At 39.2% G+C, this 21,431-nt stretch carries 18 protein-coding genes and 3 pseudogenes; 14 read left to right on the top strand and 7 right to left on the bottom strand.

Going from position 1 to position 21,431, the window contains the following annotated elements:
• Positions 1-162: 162 nt before the first annotated feature.
• The 9 genes from mdtD (at position 163) to MKL32_RS00220 (ending at position 9,061) form a co-directional block, all read left to right on the top strand.
• Positions 163-1,551, top strand: coding sequence for a multidrug transporter subunit MdtD (gene mdtD, locus MKL32_RS00260; protein WP_270900024.1), 1,389 nt, complete (start codon positions 163-165; stop codon positions 1,549-1,551).
• A 38-nt stretch (positions 1,552-1,589) separates the two neighbouring features.
• Entirely contained in the window at positions 1,590-2,558 is a 969-nt protein-coding gene (locus MKL32_RS00255; protein WP_270900023.1) for a hypothetical protein, read from the top strand.
• An 11-nt stretch (positions 2,559-2,569) separates the two neighbouring features.
• The gene (locus MKL32_RS00250; RefSeq protein WP_270900022.1) at positions 2,570-3,331 is read left to right on the top strand and encodes a glycoside hydrolase family 25 protein; all 762 of its coding nucleotides are present in this window, start codon (positions 2,570-2,572) and stop codon (positions 3,329-3,331) included.
• Complete coding sequence (gene dinB / locus MKL32_RS00245) at positions 3,321-4,388, top strand: DNA polymerase IV (protein ID WP_005403507.1); 1,068 nt, start codon at positions 3,321-3,323, stop codon at positions 4,386-4,388. Before MKL32_RS00250 ends, dinB begins: the two co-directional genes overlap by 11 nt.
• A gap of 298 nt (positions 4,389-4,686) precedes the next feature.
• The gene (gene creB / locus MKL32_RS00240) at positions 4,687-5,409 is read left to right on the top strand and encodes a two-component system response regulator CreB (RefSeq protein WP_005403506.1); all 723 of its coding nucleotides are present in this window, start codon (positions 4,687-4,689) and stop codon (positions 5,407-5,409) included.
• A gap of 3 nt (positions 5,410-5,412) precedes the next feature.
• Positions 5,413-6,885 carry a two-component system sensor histidine kinase CreC gene (gene creC, locus MKL32_RS00235; protein ID WP_005403505.1) on the top strand — a complete coding sequence of 491 codons (1,473 nt, stop codon included), beginning with the start codon at positions 5,413-5,415 and terminating at the stop codon, positions 6,883-6,885.
• Between the two features lie 75 nt (positions 6,886-6,960).
• Positions 6,961-8,364 (top strand): cell envelope integrity protein CreD, encoded by a 1,404-nt coding sequence (gene creD, locus MKL32_RS00230; protein ID WP_039908781.1) that lies wholly within the window; start codon positions 6,961-6,963, stop codon positions 8,362-8,364.
• A gap of 61 nt (positions 8,365-8,425) precedes the next feature.
• A complete protein-coding gene (locus MKL32_RS00225; RefSeq protein WP_005403503.1) occupies positions 8,426-8,629 on the top strand; it encodes a hypothetical protein in 204 nt (67 codons plus the stop codon).
• 75 nt (positions 8,630-8,704) lie between these two features.
• Positions 8,705-9,061, top strand: a complete 357-nt coding sequence (locus tag MKL32_RS00220) for a RidA family protein (RefSeq protein WP_004958403.1) — start codon at positions 8,705-8,707, stop codon at positions 9,059-9,061.
• On the opposite strand, the gene MKL32_RS00215 is transcribed toward MKL32_RS00220, so the two are convergent.
• The 5 genes and pseudogenes from MKL32_RS00215 to MKL32_RS00195 all read right to left on the bottom strand — a co-directional run bounded on the left by MKL32_RS00215 (position 9,058) and on the right by MKL32_RS00195 (position 15,497).
• Positions 9,058-9,591, bottom strand: a complete 534-nt coding sequence (locus MKL32_RS00215; protein ID WP_039908777.1) for a DUF2726 domain-containing protein — start codon at positions 9,589-9,591, stop codon at positions 9,058-9,060. The two genes, MKL32_RS00220 and MKL32_RS00215, sit on opposite strands and share 4 nt — an antisense overlap.
• 301 nt (positions 9,592-9,892) lie before the next feature.
• Entirely contained in the window at positions 9,893-12,277 is a 2,385-nt protein-coding gene (locus MKL32_RS00210; RefSeq protein ID WP_004958398.1) for a YgiQ family radical SAM protein, read from the bottom strand.
• 155 nt (positions 12,278-12,432) lie between these two features.
• A pseudogene (locus tag MKL32_RS00205) lies at positions 12,433-13,639 on the bottom strand (MFS transporter).
• A gap of 78 nt (positions 13,640-13,717) precedes the next feature.
• Positions 13,718-14,968: an esterase-like activity of phytase family protein gene (locus MKL32_RS00200; RefSeq protein WP_171293834.1), complete on the bottom strand. Its 1,251-nt coding sequence runs from the start codon at positions 14,966-14,968 to the stop codon at positions 13,718-13,720.
• A 125-nt stretch (positions 14,969-15,093) separates the two neighbouring features.
• Positions 15,094-15,497, bottom strand: a pseudogene (locus tag MKL32_RS00195) (helix-turn-helix domain-containing protein).
• Between the two features lie 81 nt (positions 15,498-15,578).
• Between MKL32_RS00195 and MKL32_RS00190 the strand changes: the two are divergent.
• From MKL32_RS00190 to MKL32_RS00170, 5 genes and pseudogenes are all read left to right on the top strand, one after another.
• Positions 15,579-16,067 (top strand): annotated as a pseudogene (locus tag MKL32_RS00190) (DUF2938 domain-containing protein).
• Positions 16,068-16,081: 14 nt separating this feature from the next.
• Positions 16,082-16,645, top strand: a complete 564-nt coding sequence (locus MKL32_RS00185) for a flavodoxin family protein (protein ID WP_270900021.1) — start codon at positions 16,082-16,084, stop codon at positions 16,643-16,645.
• Between the two features lie 4 nt (positions 16,646-16,649).
• Positions 16,650-16,880: a DUF2798 domain-containing protein gene (locus MKL32_RS00180; RefSeq protein WP_004917151.1), complete on the top strand. Its 231-nt coding sequence runs from the start codon at positions 16,650-16,652 to the stop codon at positions 16,878-16,880.
• A gap of 327 nt (positions 16,881-17,207) precedes the next feature.
• Positions 17,208-17,771, top strand: coding sequence for a lytic transglycosylase domain-containing protein (locus MKL32_RS00175; RefSeq protein ID WP_004917154.1), 564 nt, complete (start codon positions 17,208-17,210; stop codon positions 17,769-17,771).
• Positions 17,772-18,133: 362 nt separating this feature from the next.
• Positions 18,134-18,652, top strand: coding sequence for a lytic transglycosylase domain-containing protein (locus MKL32_RS00170; RefSeq protein ID WP_270900028.1), 519 nt, complete (start codon positions 18,134-18,136; stop codon positions 18,650-18,652).
• A gap of 60 nt (positions 18,653-18,712) precedes the next feature.
• Here MKL32_RS00170 and cysK read toward each other — a convergent pair whose 3' ends face one another.
• Both cysK and MKL32_RS00160 read right to left on the bottom strand, forming a co-directional pair.
• Positions 18,713-19,714: a cysteine synthase A gene (gene cysK, locus MKL32_RS00165; protein WP_270900020.1), complete on the bottom strand. Its 1,002-nt coding sequence runs from the start codon at positions 19,712-19,714 to the stop codon at positions 18,713-18,715.
• 97 nt (positions 19,715-19,811) lie between these two features.
• Entirely contained in the window at positions 19,812-21,425 is a 1,614-nt protein-coding gene (locus MKL32_RS00160; protein WP_270900027.1) for a Na/Pi cotransporter family protein, read from the bottom strand.
• Positions 21,426-21,431: the final 6 nt, after the last annotated feature.

The following is a 21,431-nucleotide window of genomic DNA, read 5'->3' as shown; positions in this document are numbered from 1 at the left end:
TCAATTTCCATACGATTTATTATGTAGGATCAATCTAGTGTTCTGAGATTCAAATTCGATGACATTTTGATGTCATTTCGATGACGTCTCTTTGACAATTATTGTCTTTCTTTCAGGCTCTTTTGCATTAAACTTGAATAGAGTTTTAGCACCTTAAAATATATGACAACGACGACTCATCAAGCTGTACAACCTGAATTTCGCTTGTTGGTATTATTGGTTTCGATAGGCTTCTTTATGCAAGCCTTAGACACCACGATCGTCAACACGGCGATTCCTGCTATGGCAGTTCAGCTCAATGAAGACCCATTACAAATGCATGGAGTCATTGTCGCTTATGTTTTATCCGTCGCAGCCTGTATCCCGTTAAGCGGTTGGCTTGCTGATCGCTTTGGTATTCGCAATATTTATCTCAGTTCGATGGTAATTTTCAGCTTAGCATCGCTAGGTTGTGGCTTATCTCAAAATCTCGATCAGTTGCTATTCTTTCGTGTCATTCAAGGGATTGGCGGCGCATTGCTCATGCCTGTTGGTCGTTTGGCATTGCTTAAACTCATTCCTCGCTCTCAGTTTCTCTCTGCTATGAGCCTAATGAGTTTGGCTGGTTTAATTGGTCCACTCATGGGACCGACATTGGGCGGATGGCTCGTCGAAGTCACCACATGGCACTGGATTTTCCTGATTAATATCCCGATGGGAGTCTTAGGAATGATCATGACCTTCAAAGTCATGCCTAACCAAAAAGAACCTAGCGTAAAAGCCTTTGATCTAAGTGGTTTTATCTTGCTCATGATCGCAATGGTCGGATTGTCTTTAGGCATTGAAAATATTGCTGCACCTCAATATTCAGGTTTAGTCAGTATTTCCTTATTAGTTGCAGGTACGATTGCAACAGTTGCGTATGCTTATCATGCACATAGCCATCAAAATGCTTTGTTTCATGGACGTTTATTTCGCTATAAGATTTTTTCAATTGGGGTACTAGGAAATTTCTTTGCTCGTCTAGGCAGTAATGCGATTCCCTTTATTTTACCGTTGATGCTGCAAGTGGCTTTTGGCTTCGAACCTTTTATCACAGGTTTAATGATGATCCCGATGGTACTAGGTTCATTATTTTCCAAACCGATTATTCGACCGATCATTCAACGAGTGGGTTATCGTCGCTTTCTGCTCACCAATACCGTATTGGTGGGTCTATGTATTGCCAGTTTTGCATTAATGACCGCTGATACGCCTCTATGGCTAAAAATATTACATTTATTTATCTTTGGGACGCTCAACTCACTGCAGTTTGTTGGCATGAATACGCTCACCCTTAAAGATTTACCACAGCATGATGCGAGTAGTGGAAATAGCTTCTTATCAATGATTATGATGCTCTCAATGAGTATCGGGGTTGCTTTAGCAGGCACATTGATCAATGTATATGGTCAACATTTTCCAGCATCATCGATAACTACAGCTTTCCATGCCACACTCATCTCTTTAGGATGTATCAATATCATTACTGCTTGGATTTTTTGGCAAATTCCCAAAGAAACAACAGATTAATTAAGTAATAAAATATCAAAAATAAGAAGGATCTAGAGATGATCATCCCTAAATATTGGGCTGAAGCAAAAACCAAAACGAAATTTGAAGGTCGCCAATATACGATTAAACGCTTTGGTTGGTCAGATGAAAATATCGAATCGGCTCAGCAGCATGCCGAGCAACGAGTCTTTGAGGCGCTTGAACAACTTAAAATAGATAAAAAGGTTCGGCGTATCGATCATAAAGTTGCTTATAACGGTGCAGAGGGCTTACCTATTCGAGAGGAAATCATCAGCCAGTACGATGATGTGATTATTACGCGTAATAGCTATGGTGCATTATGTCTAAACACACCTGATGTCTTATTTGCTGATATTGATTTTATGACCCAACCTCATTCTAGTTTGTACTTCATCATTTTCTTTGTATTACTGGCTTGCAGCGGTTTAGGTGCATTTTATTTTTCTTCTTGGTTTATCTTTGGTATTGGATTTGTCCTTTCGCTTCTAGTTACGAGCCTGATTGCAAAATCGGTATTTAAATTCCAACAAAAACTTAAGGGCACACCTGAAAAACAAGCTCTAGAGAAAATTAGAGCGTTCTCAACACATTATCCAACATGGCACTTACGTGTTTATCGCACGCCGAATGGTTATCGAATTTTGGTTATGCATCAAATCTTTGAGCCTCGAGGGGAGCAAGTTCAATCATTTTTCAAAGCAATCTATGCCGATCCCTATTATGACCTGATGTGCCAAAATCAAAATTGCTTCCGTGCCCGAATCAGTCCTAAACCGTGGCGAATAGGCGTAGAGCGATTAAGACAAGGTATATGGTCGATATCAAACGAACGCATGGTAGACAGAGAAAACTGGGTTCGTAAATATGAACGACAGTCTGAAGATTATGCATCGTGTAGATTTGTGGAACAATTTGGTAGTCAGATGGTTCATCCCAAAGCAAAACGAGTACAATCAATCCATGATCAGTATTGTAAATCCGACTCTCTATTAGACCTTGCATAACTTCTGACGACATGGCGAAAAAAACTGCGAAATACCGACTCTCTGAGCATTATCCGACTTATACCAGTATCGGTTTAGCCGTCATGTTAGGTATCGTCAGTTATTTCGGTTTGTTCTACCAACAAAAAGCTTCTGCACAAGATTATTCGATTCGCGGTTTAGATGTTTCACATCATCAAGGTGAGATTAACTGGAAAAAAATCTCTCCGATGCAATATCAATTTGTCTATCTCAAAGCCACAGAAGGTGGCGATTTTAAAGATCGTAAGTTTCAGGACAACTGGCTAAAAGCTCGCGAACAGGGGTTGCATGTCGGTGCTTATCATTTCTATCGCCTGTGTCGTGATGGCAAAGTTCAAGCTGAAAATTTTATCGCGACTGTTCCAAAAAAAGCAGATGCCCTTCCCCCTGTGATTGATTTGGAATATGACAGTAATTGTATTAATACCTATACCAAAGAACAGTTACTCAAAGAAATTCAGGTCATGCATGATCAATTACAACAACATTATGGCAAACAACCTATTTTCTATATTTCTAAGAGTTTTTATCACATCGTTTTGATGGGGAGCTTTAACGATACGCCGCTATGGGTTCGTGATTACGAAGCTAAACCTGAATTAAAAGACGGACGTAAATGGCTATTTTGGCAACACACCCAAACTGGAAAAATTGATGGGATATCTAAAGCAGTTGATTTAAATGTGTATGCGGATTCACCACGCCAGTGGCGTATCTTTCTTGAGCAGCAAGGCATTCAAGATGGCAAATGAGTTACGCAAAATCATTCATATCGATATGGATGCTTTTTTTGCCTCAGTTGAGCTGCGTGATCGTCCTGAACTTAAAGATTTACCAGTGGTCATTTCCTCACACCACCCACGTGCTGTGATTGCCGCTGCCTCCTACCCTGCTCGTGTTTTTGGTCTACGTTCTGCGATGTCGATGGGACAAGCAAAAAAGCTTTGTCCTCAAGTGGTGGTGATTGAACCTCATTTTGAGAAATATCGAGAGGTTTCAGCACAAATTCATCAAATTTTTCAGCAATACACACCACTCATCGAACCATTATCTTTAGATGAGGCTTATTTGGATGTCACTGAGAATCTAAAAAACATCCCGAGCGCTACTGAAGTTGCGACTCAAATTCGCGCAGATATTTTTGCCGTCACAGGGCTAACAGCCTCCGCAGGCGTTGCACCTAATAAGTTTTTGGCTAAGATCGCATCCGATTGGAATAAACCGAATGGATTGTTTGTAATCAAACCCCATCAAATCCAACATTTTATTCAAGACTTAGCACTGAATAAAATCCCTGGCGTTGGCAAAGTCACGCATGAAAAATTAAATCAATTAAATTTACACACCTTGGGCGACCTACAAAAAATAGAAGAGAACGTACTCATCCATCACTTCGGAAAATACGGTAAACAGCTGTATTTATACGCACAAGGCATTGATCATCGTCCCGTCAAAGCAGAACGTGAACGCCAACAAATCTCGAAAGAAATTACCTTTGATGATGACTACACATTGAATCAATGTGCTCATGCTTGGCAGCCTTTAGCAGAACAAGTCTGGTGCAGTTTGCAAAGAAAACAACTCACTGCTCGTGGGGTAAACGTCAAACTCAAACTCAAAAACTTTCAAACCTTGCAACATAGTAAGAGTTTTAAACTCCCTCTGCGCTCGCAGCAAGATTTAGAACAAGTGGTTTTGCAATTAATCGAAGAAATGCATATTGATCAAAGTTTTCAGTTCCGTTTAGTCGGTGTAGGCGTTTACCAACTACAGACGCATGAGGAAGAATCTCAACTTTCCTTGTGGTAACGTTGCTTTTTTATGCAAAAGCACAATTCTCGTTCAAATTTATGTTTGCTTTTTATGCGGTTTTCAGTACTCTAAGCATCGCAGTGACATTATCCTTGTCATTTGCTCTTGCTAAAGAAATCCTCGCTTTTAGCATTTGCTCCTGTGGTTGGCGTGACGATCAAATCCGAATATTACAGGGCACTTCAAGTGTCCTTTGCTTTATTAAATAATTATAAAAATGAGTATTCCTACTTTTCTCAACCACATCTTCCGCTAAACTAACCCAATAAAATTAGAAAATATTGATTAGTTAATCATGATGAATCAAAAACAAATTCTCTGTGTTGAAGATGAAGCTGCGATTATTCTTCCGCTACGTTATGCTCTTGAGCGCGAAGGCTGGAACGTAAGTTGGGCAAATACAGGGGCTCAAGCACTACAATATCTTTCAGAACAAGCTTTTGATTTTATTATTTTAGATGTTGGTTTACCTGATCAGAATGGTTTTGAAGTCTGCAAACAGCTACGCCAAAAATATCAAACACCTTTATTATTCCTCACTGCACGTGATGATGAAATTGATCGGGTTGTCGGTCTAGAAATCGGCGCAGATGATTATTGTACAAAGCCTTTTAGTGCACGAGAAATTGTGGCACGAATCAAAGCCATTTGGCGCAGAATGGAAATACAGGCGCAAAATATCTCATCACAACCATCAATTAGTAAAGTAGAAATACCCCTACAATCTGCAACATGGACGTGCAATCCACAATCGCTACAGATTCAATATCATGGGCAAATACTGCAACTGACACGCTATGAATATCGTTTGTTATTTTTACTGATTCAGCATCCAGAAAAAGTCTTTAGCCGACAACAACTGATGGATCATATTTGGGAACATCCTGAGCATAGCCTAGAACGTACAGTCGATACCCATATTAAAAGTTTAAGACAAAAGCTTAAACAAATTACCCCTGATGATGATCCCATTCGAACACATCGAGGGTTTGGGTATAGTTTAGTGAAGTTAGGTTAACCAATGTCCATCTTTATCCGCATTTGGTTTTTCTTTAGCTTAGTGGTTGTGCTGAGCCTGAGCTTTATTGCCTACACGTTGAATCAACAGGTTAAACCAAATGTACGTCAAGTGGTCGAAGATACTCTCGCCGAGAATGCCAATATTATTGCCCAACTGATTGCAGAAGATGTGGCACAACAAAAAGTCAGTACATCTGAATTTGATCAAAAAATTCAAGCAGCATTATCACGCCAACTCAATGCCACAATTTGGCAGCATCAAAAAGATGAAATTAACCAACAACTGTATATTACAGATCAGCACGGTATTGTCTTCTACGACTCCGAAGGTCAAGCCGTCGGGCAAGACTATTCCAAATGGAATGATGTTTATCTGACCTTACGCGGCAAATACGGCGCACGTTCTACTGCAACCAATCCTTATGATCGAAACAGCAGCGTGATGCATATTGCTGCACCCATTATTTACAAACAACAATTACTTGGTGTAGTAAGCATTGGTAAACCAAATCAATCCGTACAACCGTATATTGCTCGCGCAGAACGTCAACTGATTCATCAAGCGCTTTGGATCGCCGCACTGAGTTTATTACTCGCAAGCATGGTGGCATATTGGTTAAGACACAGCATTGATAAAGTGCGTCGCTATGCTCAAGCACTAGCACCCGTCAATCAAGCTCCATTTTTCTATTCTGCAAAAGAGCTCAACCAAGTGACTCAAGCGCTCAGTGAAATGCGAGAGAAACTCGAAGATCGAGCTTATGTCGAGAATTATGTAAACACTTTAACCCACGAGTTAAAAAGCCCACTCACTGCAATTCAAGCCAGTGCAGAACTATTACAAGATGATCTGCCATTAGAAGATCAACAACAATTTGCAGCACATATTGTTGAGCAAAGTCATCGCTTACAATCTTTAATCGAACGCATGCTATTGCTCACACGCTTAGAAAAAAATCAGCATGCTTTAGAGTTTCAAAATATTGATTTATCAAAATTAATTCGGGATTGCGTGATACAACAACAGAGTGCTCTCCAAATTAAACAAATTCAAGTAGAGCCGAATATTCCTGAATATTGCGGAATCTATGCTGATCCCTTTTGGCTTAAGCAAGCAATCAATAATCTTTTAGATAACGCAAGAGACTTTTGCTCTGAACAAGGTCTTCTCGCAATTCAACTGAGGGCAAATACCGTCACTGTCACTGATGGTATTGAAATTCTATTATTCAATGAGGGTGAAGCCATCCCTGAATACGCTTTAAATCGTGTCTTTGAAACCTACTTTTCATTACCACGTCCGCATAATCAGCAACGAAGCACGGGTATTGGTCTGAGTATCGTGCAACAGATTATCCAACAGCATCAAGGTCACGTCACCATTCAAAATATCCCTGAAAATGATTTAGACTTCTTAGAGCAACACAAATCAGGAGTACTGGTAAAAATTATACTTCATCGAAACTTCACATAAGCTTCAATTACAACTCATTTAGAACGCATATCGATTCGAGATACTTGTCATACCACAATGACAATGGAATCCACCATGCGCAGAAACTTTATTAATCTGAAAATAGGAGCGATTTTGTTCCTGATTTTGATTTTTTATATTGGTCTTTTTTTCATCTCCAACTTAGTAGATGAGCGCCAAAGCTATCAACAACAAGTAATTCGGGACATTGCTAAAGAACAAATTCGCCCACAACAAGTGATTGCACCCTATTTAAAACTTCCCTATCAAATTCAAACTACATGTACCGATGAACAAAAGAAAACTTACGATTGCACGCAAACAGCATTTATTACCTTAGGTGCAGAAACAACAGACTGGACAGCTGAATTTAAAGTTTCAGACAATACCTACAAACGTAGTATGTATAAAGCGATTAGTTATCAAAATCACATGCAAGGAAAAGGCGTATTTAAAGGCGCTACGATTGAACCTCAACACAACTATCTTTGGGATCAAGCTGAAATCATTTTCCCTATCCAAGATGCTCGCGGTCTAAACACAAAGCCAACGTTTAATATTGATGGAAAAAATTATAAATTTGACTTTTCTGAACAAAGCCAAGGACAGCATGGCTTTGATCTACTACATATCACCAGCAAGCAATATCCTGAACTGATCCAAAAACTCCAACAAGGTTTTAGCTTTAATCTGCAATTTGATCTAGAAGGTTTAAGCGAATTTGCATTTATCCCAACCAGTTACGAAATGGCATATCAAGCTAAAGGCAATTGGGGTGATGTGAAATACGATGGTCAAAGTTTACCGTTTAAGAAACTCAGCAAAAGACAACTTTTTGAAGCGGACTGGAAAAATATTGCTTTAGGTAAACGTAATTTAGATCGTCTCTCAACCTGTGAAAATAGTCAGTGTTTTTACCAAGCTTTAAATACTCAAAGCAATCTGATCAGTGATGTTGAAGCTGCTTATGCTACTTCAAATACATCTTCAAATAACATTTCTGGTATTTCAACGCAATTTTTAGAACCCGTTAATATTTATACCCAAACTGATCGTGCCATCAAATATGGCATTATGGTGATCATTATTACCTTTGGTTGCTTCTTTTTATTCGAGGTTTTGAAGAATCTCAAAATTCATCCTATTCAGTATGCTTTGGTTGCCATGGCGCAAGGCGTGTTCTTCGTCTTATTACTATCAATCAGTGAATATTACGCTTTTTCCCTTGCCTATCTGATTGCGGCAGTTGCATGTATTGGCTTGATTACTTGGTATTTATACTTCGTCGTTCAAGGTTTTAAAGCCGCCATACTCTTCGGTGTTTTGCTCAGTGCTTTATACGGCATGATGTATCTATTACTACAATCCAGCGGAAAAACTTTCTTGTTCGGCTCCATTTTGTCTTTCATTTTAATTGCATGCGTCATGTACATCACACGCCACGTCAATTGGTATCAATCCGAACAACAAAACATATAAACGAATCGGGCAAAGTCATATCTTTGCCCAATTTTTAACAATGATGATAAGGAATAAGATTATGTGTCACACGACCACTTCAGCTTTGAGCCAACTCAAACAACTGTGTCCCAACCAGAGCTCTATTGCGAGCTGTTTAAATCAACTTCGACAAGCCAAAATTCAATTTCTGAATCTAGGCAATATTATTATTTGCCCACAATCCCGCTCTATTTTGATTTTCAAACAATGTAAATTAATGGAAATAGAAACTTTTTCAGCCTAATTTAAACAAATTTACACTGCATCAGAATCGTATCAAGTACAATCTTTTCTATTGTTATTCATTCAGGTAAATCTTATGTCTGTGCAGCGTTTGCATGTCACTTCTCGTTACTGCGAAGTCGCAATTTCAGGAAATTTGGTTCATTTAGCAGGTCAATTAGCTGATGATACCAGTGTAAATGTAACTGCTCAGACACAGCAGACTTTAGATAATATCGATCGTTTACTAGCGGAAGCGGGAACAGATAAAACCCATATTTTGTCAGTGCTTATTTTTCTTAAAGACATCGAGAAAGATTATGCCGCGATGAATGCGGTTTGGGATGCATGGATTGCTGAAGGTCATCCCCCAGCACGTACCTGCGTAGAATCTAAACTCTATGCGCCTGACGTACTAGTAGAAATGACCGTTACTGCTGTTCTTCCAGATTAAGATGATTTTGCAGCAAACATACTGTACTTCATCATACGTTCTGTTTGAGGCAATGAGGTAGATGAAGTTGTCATAATGGTGTTTGATTCATAAGGATCAGATACCAAATCTTCACGTAATTCATGTTCTGTTGGAATACTACCGTAGCGTAGAACTTTATAACCAGCCAGCTCCAACAAACTATCTTGATAGTATTTTTGATTTAAACGATTAATTGAAGACTCATCTGCAATCTCAATCACAGCGAGAACCTGATATTGTTGATCAAGCACAACAAAATCTGCCATTAGTCCTTGATACTTACGGCGTGTATGCGCATATTTTGTTGTCAATAAAGCATCAAAAGACACGTGTGCAAGTACAGTATGACGTGGCAAAACAGCCTGTAAGCGCATAAGTGTAATTTGTTCAGAAATCGTGAGAATGCCGCGGCGTTTTAACGGACTATCTTGACGTTGATTTTGATGCATACGCCGAAGCGCGAGTGCTGCAATTATTAGCAACCCAGCTAATGTAATGAAATAATACATTTCTAACCAATCCCTTTAGATTTTTTATAATCATTTGGCTTTATGCCATTTTTTTAATCAATAACAGCGATAGCAAAGTCATTTTAGCAGTGCAACTTTAAAGTTTTTAATCGTTTTCTACTAGTCGACCAAAGTCGTAAAAGTTGTTCTGCTCTTTATTTATAATCATCATAGCTTAAATTTTCAAGTTGATATTGTCAGTATATGTTTCTATAAATTGTAGTTTTACACTTAAATTGTGATTATTTTGACATTTTCAGACAAAAAGAAAGGGAAAGCATGTTTCCCTTTCTTTTAAATATTAACGATGAGCTTTAGCCTTAGGTTTACTCTTTCCTGAAAATGGCTTTTTATCACCAGTTTCACGCGGTGGTAAACCTGTATGTTGCGTTAGGATTTGTCCTTTTTGTGGACGTTTCTGACTCGATTGAGACTGCGGACGAGACTGTTGACCACGTTTTACAGAATCACCAGCCACGGTCGAGTTTTTCTTACGAGCAGACTTATATTCACCTTCAGCCGTGCCTTGTGGCTGATAGGTTGGAATCAGATGCTGTTTCGAATTACCAATTAAATCCGAACGCCCCATTTCTTTCAGTGCTTCACGTAATAAAGGCCAGTTATTTGGATCATGGTAACGCAAGAAAGCTTTATGCAAACGACGACGTTTTTCGCCTTTCACGATATCGACATTTTCAGTATAACGCGCCACTTTAGACAATGGATTCTTGCCTGAATAATACATAGTGGTCGCAGTTGCCATTGGCGATGGATAGAAGGTTTGTACCTGATCGGCACGGAAACCATTCTTTTTCAGCCAAATCGCCAAGTTCATCATGTCGTAATCCGTTGTACCCGGATGCGCAGCGATGAAGTAAGGAATTAAATATTGTTCCTTCCCTGCTTCCTTACTAAAACGCTCAAACATTTGTTTAAAGCGGTCGTAAGTTCCGATCCCTGGTTTCATCATCTTGGATAATGGACCATGTTCGGTATGCTCAGGTGCAATTTTCAGATAGCCACCAACATGGTGCTGTACCAACTCTTTGACATATTCAGGGTTTAATACTGCGAGATCATAACGCAGACCAGAACCAATCAAAATCTTCTTCACGCCTTTGATTTCACGTGCTTTACGATAAAGCTGAACCAATGGCGCATGATCAGTGTGTAAGTTTTGACAAACACCTGGATAAACACAAGACGGTTTACGGCAGTTCTTCTCGATTTCAGGGTCATTACAGTGCAAACGGTACATGTTTGCCGTTGGACCACCTAAGTCTGAGATAATGCCTGTAAATTGAGGTGCAGTATCACGGATCTTTTCAATTTCACGCAGAATTGATTCTTCAGAACGGTTTTGAATAATACGACCTTCATGTTCAGTAATCGAACAGAACGTACAACCACCAAAACAACCACGCATGATATTCACAGAGAATTTGATCATATCAAATGCAGGGAAACGCGCATTACCATAAGCTGGATGCGGTAAACGTGCATAAGGTAAATCAAAGACATAATCCATTTCTTCCGTTGTTAACGGAATTGGTGGTGGATTAATCCAAACATCACGTTCGCCATGGCGTTGTACCAATGCGCGAGCATTTCCTGGATTGGTTTCCAGATGCAAAATACGGTTGGCGTGCGCATACAGCACTTGATCATTGGCGACTTCTTCAAAAGAAGGCAAACGAATCACAGCGAGTTCACGTGGCGGTAACTTATGTTTAATCGCTTTGGATGGCGCAGGTTTTAACTGTACGATCTGCGTATCTGGATCAAGTTGATCCCCTTCACGAACGATTGGATTGGTCACAATTTCTTTTTGGAAATTTTGATATTGTGCGAGTGAGTTGCCTTTTTCTTTTTCAACTTCACAGCCATCAATATCTTCAGTCATGACATATGGATTGATAATTGGGTCTACACGACCAATCGTATCCACATCATTACTTGCGATTTCAACAAATTGTGCTTTTGATGCTTTATTGTGTTTATTAATAATAAATGCAGTACCACGAACATCAGTGATGTCATGAACTTTCTCACCTTTAGCTAAACGATGCATCACTTCAATGATTGCACGCTCACCATTTCCATACATTAATAAATCGGCTTTAGAATCCATCAAGATTGAACGACGAACCTTGTCTGACCAATAATCATAATGAGCAATACGACGTAGGCTACCTTCAATCCCACCGAGCAATACTGGCACATCAGGAAAAGCCTCACGGCAACGCTGACAATACACCGTGGCAGCACGATCTGGACGTTTATTCGGTTCATTATTTGGCGAATAAGCATCATCTGAACGGATTTTACGATCTGCCGTATAACGGTTAATCATCGAATCCATATTGCCCGCAGTTACGCCCCACGCAATGGTTGGTTTACCTAAAACACGGAAACTTTCAACATTGGTCCAATCTGGTTGAGCAATAATACCTACACGGAAGCCTTGTGCTTCGAGCACACGCCCAATCACACCCGATACAAAAGATGGATGATCAATATAAGCGTCACCACAAACTAAAATAAAGTCACACGCATCCCAACCGAGTAGATCCATTTCTTCTCGTGACATCGGCAAAAATGGTGCGGGTTCAAAACACGACGCCCAATATTTGTCGTAATCAAACAGCGCTTTAGGCGCAGTCTGCTTGGTATAGGCAGTAGACATAGCTTGCGAATCTCGGCTAGCAGATGAAGGAGAGACATCTAAAGATGAAAGCCGATCATTTTAACATGAATTCAATTCATTTTCCCTGTTTATAAAGCATTCAAGAACAAGGAGATAACAAATTATTTGTACAAAGTTTATTCAGATTTAATAATTTAGGCTGAACGTTGTAATTTACCAAGATATAAAGCGGATACTAACCCAATCACCAAAACCACACTCACACTCAAATTAATTCCAATCCAGCCAAACTGCTCCCAAACCAATCCACCGAAGCTGCCGAGCAAACTTGAACCAATGTAATAGCAGAATAAATACAGCGAGGATGCCACTGCACGATATTGTACTGCTTGTACTGAAACCCAACTACTTGCGGTCGAATGCGCTGCAAAAAATGAAAAAGCGAAGATAATCAAACCGATCAAAATTGACCATAATGATGGAATGAGTGTAAACCACAAGCCAATCATCATCGTCATTAACATCATCGGCAGAACCTTATCACGCCCATATTTAAAGCCCCATTGTGCGGCTTTAGGCGAACTATAAATGCCTGCTAGATAAGCAATCGAAATCACACCAATCCATGCTTGTGATAAGTGAAATGGTGCTTCTAATAAATGATAGCTAATGTAGTTAAATACCGTCACTAAACAGCCCATTAAGATAAAACCTTGGGCAAATAAAATCCTTAATTTTGAATCTTTTAAGTTTTGTTCAAATGCATCCTTAAAGCGAGAAAACCGAAAGGGATACGGTTTAAAGTGCTGCGATTTGGGCAATAAAAAAAAATAAACAAGCGATAATCAGATTTAGAAAACCAATAATATAAGTAGCAGATTGCCAAGAAATAAAATCAACTAAAACTCCCGCGATTAAACGCCCTCCCATTCCACCAATTGCCGTACCTGAAATATATAGCCCCATGGCAAAACCGATATCTTTTTGTGCGATCTCCTCTCCAATATAGGTCATTGCAACCGCTGCGACACCACTCACTGCTAAGCCAATAAAAATACGAGTAGTCAGAAAAATTTCCCAAATCGGAAATGAAGCACTAATCAGCAATAATATGGAAACAAAAAATAAGGCAAACACCATAATCCTTTTGCGTCCATAACGATCAGATATGAATCCTGTGAACAACAACCCAATCGCGAGTGCAATGGTTGAAAAAGATAAAGGGAAACTACTGTGGGTCGGTGTGACCTGAAAGAATTTTGCAAAGATTGGCATCATCGGCTGTACACAGTACAAAGATGAAAAGGAAGCAAAACCAGCAAAGAACAAAGACCATAAAATCGCGGTAAACGATTTTGAACCATATTCAATATAGGTTGGGCGTGTAACTGATTCAGACATGAGGACTCCTTCTGCCTGATCAGTATACGCTTTCAACCGAAATGAGGAATGACCATTTCGGCTAATTTTACCCGACGTTTAAAATAATGCTTTCGGCAAACGAATCTGGATAATTTCGTTGTCGTCCGCAAGTTTGGCATTACGTCCCGAAGAACCTGGGAAATTATTGTCATTCAATACAGTTAATGTCGTTCCATTTTCAATAATTACATCTTCAATCGTTTCAAATGGGAAAGCAAAGACCTGACCTGTTCCAATATCCCCTTCACGCGCTGTGCCATAGAGTAAATTTGGATTGGCAATTTTGATTAAATCCAACAAATCTTCACGCACTACCATTTGTTTAGGCTCGGTCAAAGTAACTCGTATCAGCTTTTTATACCCACCTAAATTATTTTGGCTCGCATCACGTTCGATGATGATGCCATCTTTATCACTAAACAATTGGAAATCACCGATATTGGTTGCCTTGCTATTTAAAGCGAACCAATAATATTGTCCCGTATAGCTTTTCTTCTGAATATCAAATTGAGAAATCAGAAGTTGACCTGTAGCATCATTCAGCAATGGCTTTTCCAGTAAAGGATATAGATATTTGCCATCTGGAGAAATCGCCATTCCCTCAAAGCCCCCACTGCGCTGTACCAAAGGCTCAACAAAATTGATGTTGGCTTTGTTGAATTGGTTTTGAGGGGAACGTAGTTCTTGGGCTGAATTTAAAGGATTAGGCAATCCAATTGGTGCATCCAATAAAACTCCTTCTGCTGAGAAATGTAATAAGTAAGGGCCAAACTCATCACCGATCCAATAGCTCCCATCTACTGCACGTTGCATCGACTCAGGATCAAAATCGGCACCCGTTAATAATCGTTCTGAAGTACTTCCATTCACAATTTCAAATGGAATACGTTTATTGGGATCACGTAATTGAATAAAGCTTTGGACTGAAACTTGCCCTGTACCTTTATTTTTTGTTCTGAAATCGGCTTTGATTTTATAAATACGCAATAAATAATCCGCTGAATTGTCTTGCGTACCAAAACCATTATCAGACATCGCCATATAACTACCGTCTTCATTTTTCAAAGCAGCCGAGAAACCTTGTACAGGTTGCCCTTTAAATGGTGGGTAAATACCATTAGCGCCACTGACAGCGTTGCCAGAATCAGGTCCAATCGCATAGGTTTCTACAGGCAGCTTAGCAAAAGAGATCAAGGTTGGCTCAGTCACTTGATCTACCGATGTTTTTTGATCTTGATCATCATCATTACATGCCGTTAAAGCCAAAGCACTACAGCACAATAAAGCCAATAAAGTTTTCTTGTTCATGGTTTTATACATTTGGTAAAAATTAAGAAAAATTAGAACAAGTTTTTATGAAACTTTGACTTCAATAAAATGACATCTTTATGGCGATGCAATCCGATGCTTTCTCCTTAAAACTCTATTTTGTTTTAGAGTTTTGTGGGCTGATATTCACCTGCAATCGCAGCTTTTAAAAAATTCTGAAAAGTCGGACATTGCATATGATTTTCTGCGGGACATATCGCAGCATGTCTCAATCCTTCGCTAATAAAATGTAAACGTCGTGTCATTTGTTCTAATTGTTCTGCCTTATCATTCAGCATTTTCCGATCCAACTCAGGCTTTCCATCCTGCCCAAACATGCTTGCAATTTCATCCAATGAAAAGCCTGCTGCTCGACCTAATGCAATGAGAGCCAGTTGATCCAAAACTTGTTTACTGTACTGACGACGTAAGCCATGACGACCAATCGATTTGATTAACCCTTTCTCTTCATAAAAGCGCAATGTCGATGTCGTGAGCTTTGCTTTTTTGCGACTTCACCAATATCCATAAATCCCCCTTGACTTCAAGTTAACTTGAACTTGCACAATCAATTTATCAGATTTTATTGGTAAAGGCTCTACGTGATGAAATGAATGTGTTGGAACGATTGATTTACATTTTTGGACTTGGTATTGGTGCAACCATCATCATGGATATTTGGTTGTTGATACTAAAAAGATTCAATATCCCAACGTTAAATTTTGCTTTACTTGGGCGTTGGGTTGGCTGGATTTTGCGTGGAAAAATCCAGCATCAATCCATTGCTCAAAGTCCAGAAATTCGACATGAATATCTACTTGGCTGAATTGCTCATTACAGTGTGGGTGTCATTTTCTCTTTCAGCTTTATTTTAATGGTAGGCCAAAATTGGTTGGCTCAACCTCAATTTCCTTCTGCACTTTCCTTTAGTGTCATCACTGTTTTGATCCCTTTCCTGATCATGCAACCCGCGATGGGTTTAGGTATCGCTGCCTCAAAAACACCTCAGCCTTTTATTAACCGCATCAAAAGTTTGATCAATCACAGTATTTTTGGGTGTGGTTTATTTCTCACCGCTGTATTGCTTAATTTTTTCTAATCGAGGACGACTCCATGAAATCTATTGCAATTATCTACCATAGCCGCCAAGGTCATACACAATTTATTGCAGAGCAAATTCAAATAGGTGCTGCACAAGTAGAGAATATTCAAATTGATTTGTTTACAGCAGAATCATTGATGGCTCATCCATACCTTATCGCCCAATATGATGGACTCATTTGGGGTAGTCCAACTTATTTAGGTGGTGTTTCAGGTACCTTCAAACAACTGATGGATCTCACAGGACCATTATGGAAAAAGCAAAGCCTAAAAGGAAAACTCGCGGCAGGATTTACGGTTTCATCACTTCCTGCTGGAGATAAACAGTCTACACTCATTTCACTTTTCACCTTTTGTATGCAACACGGTATGATATGGATTGGTAATCCTGTTCTACCTGAACAACATCAAGGTATACCTTATACTCAGGCACTCAATCGTCTTGGTTCTTGGTCAGGTTTAATGGCACAAGCTGAACATCAAAGTGCAGCCAATGCGTTTGATTTTGGTGATATTAAAACCGCCCAATTATTCGGGCAAAATTTTGCATTAAATTTAAATGCAATTCAGAGGTGATTACGTGAAGGCAGCAAGTCTTTTATTTCCATTCATATTATCTTGCATGATGTCATTTCTCATCTCAGGAATTACTACCTTTAAAGCGGTAGGTTTAATTGATAACTTCTTTTCAATGTGGATGTCAGCTTGGATTGTGGCGTGGATGTTTGCATTTCCAAGTGTATTAGTCTGTGCACCGATTGCTCAAAAGCTAGTAGCATGGATAATAAAGACAGCCAATTTGAAGCATTGAGATATTCAACTATGTAAGCCACAGCCTACACGAAATCAGGTGATTAACGCATATACAACATGCCAATACTTACCTAGAATGCAAGACATAGAGACAGGATGTCTCATTTAAAATAATAAAAAGCACAGGACGTGGTCATCGACAGGAGTTGGTGATAGCACCAAATACGAAGAAGCCTCGACAGGAAGTCGAGGCTTCTTTTTTTCTAAATTAAGTCAAGCCTAAAATATAAAAACCAACGATTTTGCCTATGAACTATCATTGACCCGAACTAGGCCTCTTTTTACTATCCGCGTGCTTTTATAGAATGGACACACTTTTTTCACGATGATAACGCGATACAGATTTTCTTTTACTCAGTTTCAAAACAAATGTCTTAAACTCAGCTTTATAGTTATTAGTGCCTACTTCATCGTTGCATGTACAACAACAAAATCACCAACAATCAACCATTCACAACAATTTTCACAAGGCATTCAAACGGCTTTTTCTGTTCATCCAACGACTGCAAATCGTGTCGCACCCATGATTCTGCAAAGTGCTGAATCTTATAACATTTCTCCACATTTACTTGCTGCACTGATTCGACAAGAATCTAGCTATATCGCCAATGCCAGATCATCAGCAGATGCCGTAGGTTTGACCCAAGTACGTCCCAAGTTTTGGCAACAGACCTGTTCTGGAAATCTTTATGATGAACAGATTAATATTAATTGTGGCGCATACATTCTTGCAAAATACTATCAAGCGACTGGTGATTGGTTCAAAGCACTTGGTTATTACAATGTCGGGCCAACCGGTTATAAAAGAAGTCTTTACATGCGCAATCAAGCACATCGCTACGCCAACTCAGTAAAACGCCATGAGCAAGCTTTAAAAGAAGCATTATGATTACATCATGTACGCATATACGTACATCAGTTGCGGTGATTAGCGAATATACGACTAAAGTATAAAGCTCTATCATAAGAATCATAAAGAGACAGGAAGTCTCATTCAGAACAACAAGAAGCACAGGACGTGGTCGTTGACAGGAGTTAACGGCAAGAAACCAAATATGAAAAAGCCTCGACAGGATGTCGGGGCTTTTTTTATATCTAAACAATGCTCTTCACATGATCGCAAAATAACTATTATTGACTCATTTACATGGTGTTAATACCATCAACTCATCTTGGTACTTTTGGTTTATTATTTTGCAATTCTTATTCAATCATACTGATCAATACAGTCGTATCAATAAATTTAATGGAATGATTTTAAAAATTAGTTTGATCATGATAGCGATCAATATGACAGCATGCAGTAGTTTAAGCGGGTCATTTGTAAACCGATCTAATCAATTGTCTTCAGGTTTGCAAAATGCTTATTCTGTTGCTCCAAATACTGCCAATCGTTTATCTCCTATGATTGTGCAAAGTGCTGAACGTTATGATGTTTCACCGACTTTACTTGCTGCACTAATTCGCCAAGAATCAAATTTTAATAGCTCAGCGCGTTCTCCCACAGGTGCGATTGGTCTAACTCAAATTATTTCTAGTTATTGGAGTACATCTTGCCCTGGCAATTTGTATGATGAAAATACCAATATCAACTGTGGTGCTTATATTCTTTCTAGCTATTACAAATCTGCTGGCAGTTGGTCTAAAGCTGTAGCGTATTACAATGTTGGACCGACAGGCTATGAACGTAGTTTTTGGACTCGCCATAAAGCGAAGAAATATGCACGCTCAGTTAAGCGCCATGAAAAAAACTTAAAGAAAGCCTTATAAGAATGAAGTAATAAAAAAACCATGCGCTTAGGCATGGTTTTTACTCACTCAACAATGCAATCAAGCTTCGTCAAATAAACCTTCAAATAAAACAGAAGATAAATAACGCTCACCACTATCAGGCAAGATCACCACAATGGTTTTACCGGTATTTTCAGGACGTTCTGCAATTTGAGCTGCTGCTGCTAAAGCTGCACCACTTGAGATACCAACCAAAATGCCTTCTTGAGTTGCACACTTTCTTGCCCACTCAATCGCATCGGCACTATTTACGGGTACAACCTCATCCACCAAATCCAAATCTAAGTTCTTAGGAATGAAGTTCGCTCCAATACCTTGAATCTTATGCGGTGCGGGTGAAATGCTTTCGCCATTTTTTGTTTGAGTAATGATTGGAGATTCAGCAGGTTCAACTGCGACAGAATAAATTGGCTTATTCTGAACTTGCTCAAAATAACGAGAAATGCCAGTAATTGTCCCGCCCGTGCCAACACCTGCAACTAGAATATCAACTTCTCCATTGGTTGCCTGCCAGATTTCTGGACCTGTAGTGTCAACATGAATCTGTGGATTGGCTGGATTTTCAAATTGTTGTGGTAGAAAATAAAGCTCTGGATTTTCCGTTGCTAAACGAACCGCTTCATCTACTGCACCTTTCATACCTTTAGCAGGTTCAGTTAAAACAAGATTCGCGCCTAAAGCTTTTAATACTTTTCTGCGTTCTAAACTCATACTGGCTGGCATTGTCAAAGTGATTGGATAACCTTTTGCCGCTGCAACGAATGCTAATGCAATTCCTGTATTGCCACTGGTTGGTTCAACAATATGCATACCCGCTTTCAACACACCACGCTTTTCCGCATCCGCAATCAAAGCTGCACCAATACGGCATTTCACTGAGAATGCAGGATTACGACTTTCAACTTTTGCCAATACTGTTGCGCCAGTTTTAATCAGACGATTGATACGAACCAATGGTGTATTACCAATCGCTTCAGCATTGTTTGAATATACTGCTATCCCTAAGTTTGCAGGCGTTGGAAATTGTTGATCGGTCGACATGTTATTTCCTTATTAGATTTGGAATGATTCTCAATCATTATAGGCTTGTCAGCTGAGTAGGAAAGTAGAAAACGTAGGATTTATGAAAAGTTATATTTTAATGAGCTAACTCTACTTCATCATCCACTAATATGTGTGTTGTATCACTCAACAAGATTGCTACACGGCTACAGTGAACTATAAGATGTTCCAACCATCTTTGCGCAGCTAAGAGCTCTAAAGTATAAGTCGCAGGAATATTCTTGTTTGCAGCATCTTCTATCAGTTGTTGTCGAACAAATTCTTGTTTCTCTTTCAGCTCTTCGACTATTTCAGTTAATTCATTTACCAATGATTCAGGTAAATTTGAAAAAGGTTGCTGCAGTAAATAAGAAATATTCTGCTCCAAAACTGTGGCGAAACGCTGTGCTAAATCATAAATAATGCTTTGATTTTGAATAAATTCAATTTTAGAAACATCAGCTAAATCATTTTTAAGCACTCGAACATACACAACTAACCGTAACAAAATAATAAAGCGCTGCTGATCAATATTCGACTGTGGAATCGACATTTCTTTTAGATACTGCTCAACTTTTACAAGTGTATGATCATATTCACTTATATTTACAAGTGAAGGAATAATCTCGTTTCGGATACAACGAACCAATACACTGTACATATCTGCAATCGACTTCAATAATGCTCGTTCTACTGCTGCAATTGCCAATGCTGGAACGCTATAAAGTGACTCATCTAAATAACGGGTCGTCACAGGCTCTTGTTCAGGTAGTAAACGGATAATCAGTTGTTCAAATTTAGGTAAAAGAGGCATGAAAATACATGCTCCCAATAAGCTAAAAGCTGTATGAAATGCTGCAACTAACAATACTTCATCTAATTGATGGATCGCATCCACATGTTGATATGCCCATACAAAGATTGGAGACAAAAGAAGAAAAGCAAAAATTGCCGTGACTACATTAAAAACAACATGGACCGCTGCTGTCCGCTTTGCACTTGTGGTCGCTCCCATCGCCGCGAGTACTGCTGTTGCGACGGTCCCAATATTCTGACCGATCACTAATGCTAAAGTTTGTTCAAAATTGATTGCTTGAGTAGATAATGCTGCCAATGTCGTTGTTATTGCTGCACTTGATGACTGTAATAGAATGGTCATCAAAATACCTATCACCACTAAAATGACCTTGATTATAAGTGTTGGTTCTGCCCAAAGAGATAAATCAATAAGTTCAGCGATACCACTCATCGCATCTTGTAATATTTGAATTCCAAAGAATAGCAGGCCGAATCCAGCTAAAGTTAATCCTAAAAAAGAAACTTTTTCATTACCTAATACTTTAAGCAGAGCTCCAATTCCGATCATAGGTAAGGCGAAACTTGCAATTGAGAATTTCAATCCCAGCAGTGCAACTAACCATCCCGTACTTGTTGTCCCTATGTTCGCTCCGATAATCACTCCAATTGCATGACTAAAACTAAGAACGCCTGCACTGACAAAACCAATTGTTGCTAAAGTAGTAGCTGTAGAGGATTGTACAACTACAGTTAGACCAATCCCTGATAAAACAGCTTTAATCGGAGAATTTGTAAATCTAACTAACCATTGTCGTAGAGCTTCACCAGCGATTGCTTTTAAGCTATCCGTCATCAGAGACATGCCTAAAAGGAATAGGCCTATACCACCTAGCAACTGGATAATTACATTCAATGCTGA

The sequence above is a fragment of the Acinetobacter sp. AOR34_HL genome (assembly GCF_027854795.1).
GTDB classification, from domain to species: Bacteria; Pseudomonadota; Gammaproteobacteria; order Pseudomonadales; family Moraxellaceae; genus Acinetobacter; species Acinetobacter junii.
Note: the sequence above shows the minus strand (reverse complement) of the source record. Positions and strands in the feature narration are given on the sequence as shown.

Excerpts from the sequence above, each read along its gene's own strand:
- MKL32_RS00200 (WP_171293834.1), bottom strand. The coding sequence starts at position 14,968 with ATGAACAAGAAAACTTTATTGGCTTTATTGTGCTGTAGTGCTTTGGCT.
- MKL32_RS00210 (WP_004958398.1), bottom strand. The coding sequence starts at position 12,277 with ATGTCTACTGCCTATACCAAGCAGACTGCGCCTAAAGCGCTGTTTGAT.
- MKL32_RS00215 (WP_039908777.1), bottom strand. The coding sequence starts at position 9,591 with ATGTATTATTTCATTACATTAGCTGGGTTGCTAATAATTGCAGCACTC.
- dinB (WP_005403507.1), top strand. The coding sequence starts at position 3,321 with ATGGCAAATGAGTTACGCAAAATCATTCATATCGATATGGATGCTTTT.
- MKL32_RS00175 (WP_004917154.1), top strand. The coding sequence starts at position 17,208 with ATGATAACGCGATACAGATTTTCTTTTACTCAGTTTCAAAACAAATGT.
- creC (WP_005403505.1), top strand. The coding sequence starts at position 5,413 with ATGTCCATCTTTATCCGCATTTGGTTTTTCTTTAGCTTAGTGGTTGTG.
- MKL32_RS00225 (WP_005403503.1), top strand. The coding sequence starts at position 8,426 with ATGTGTCACACGACCACTTCAGCTTTGAGCCAACTCAAACAACTGTGT.
- MKL32_RS00185 (WP_270900021.1), top strand. The coding sequence starts at position 16,082 with ATGAAATCTATTGCAATTATCTACCATAGCCGCCAAGGTCATACACAA.
- MKL32_RS00250 (WP_270900022.1), top strand. The coding sequence starts at position 2,570 with ATGGCGAAAAAAACTGCGAAATACCGACTCTCTGAGCATTATCCGACT.
- mdtD (WP_270900024.1), top strand. The coding sequence starts at position 163 with ATGACAACGACGACTCATCAAGCTGTACAACCTGAATTTCGCTTGTTG.
- MKL32_RS00255 (WP_270900023.1), top strand. The coding sequence starts at position 1,590 with ATGATCATCCCTAAATATTGGGCTGAAGCAAAAACCAAAACGAAATTT.
- MKL32_RS00170 (WP_270900028.1), top strand. The coding sequence starts at position 18,134 with ATGATTTTAAAAATTAGTTTGATCATGATAGCGATCAATATGACAGCA.
- MKL32_RS00220 (WP_004958403.1), top strand. The coding sequence starts at position 8,705 with ATGTCTGTGCAGCGTTTGCATGTCACTTCTCGTTACTGCGAAGTCGCA.
- creD (WP_039908781.1), top strand. The coding sequence starts at position 6,961 with ATGCGCAGAAACTTTATTAATCTGAAAATAGGAGCGATTTTGTTCCTG.
- creB (WP_005403506.1), top strand. The coding sequence starts at position 4,687 with ATGATGAATCAAAAACAAATTCTCTGTGTTGAAGATGAAGCTGCGATT.
- cysK (WP_270900020.1), bottom strand. The coding sequence starts at position 19,714 with ATGTCGACCGATCAACAATTTCCAACGCCTGCAAACTTAGGGATAGCA.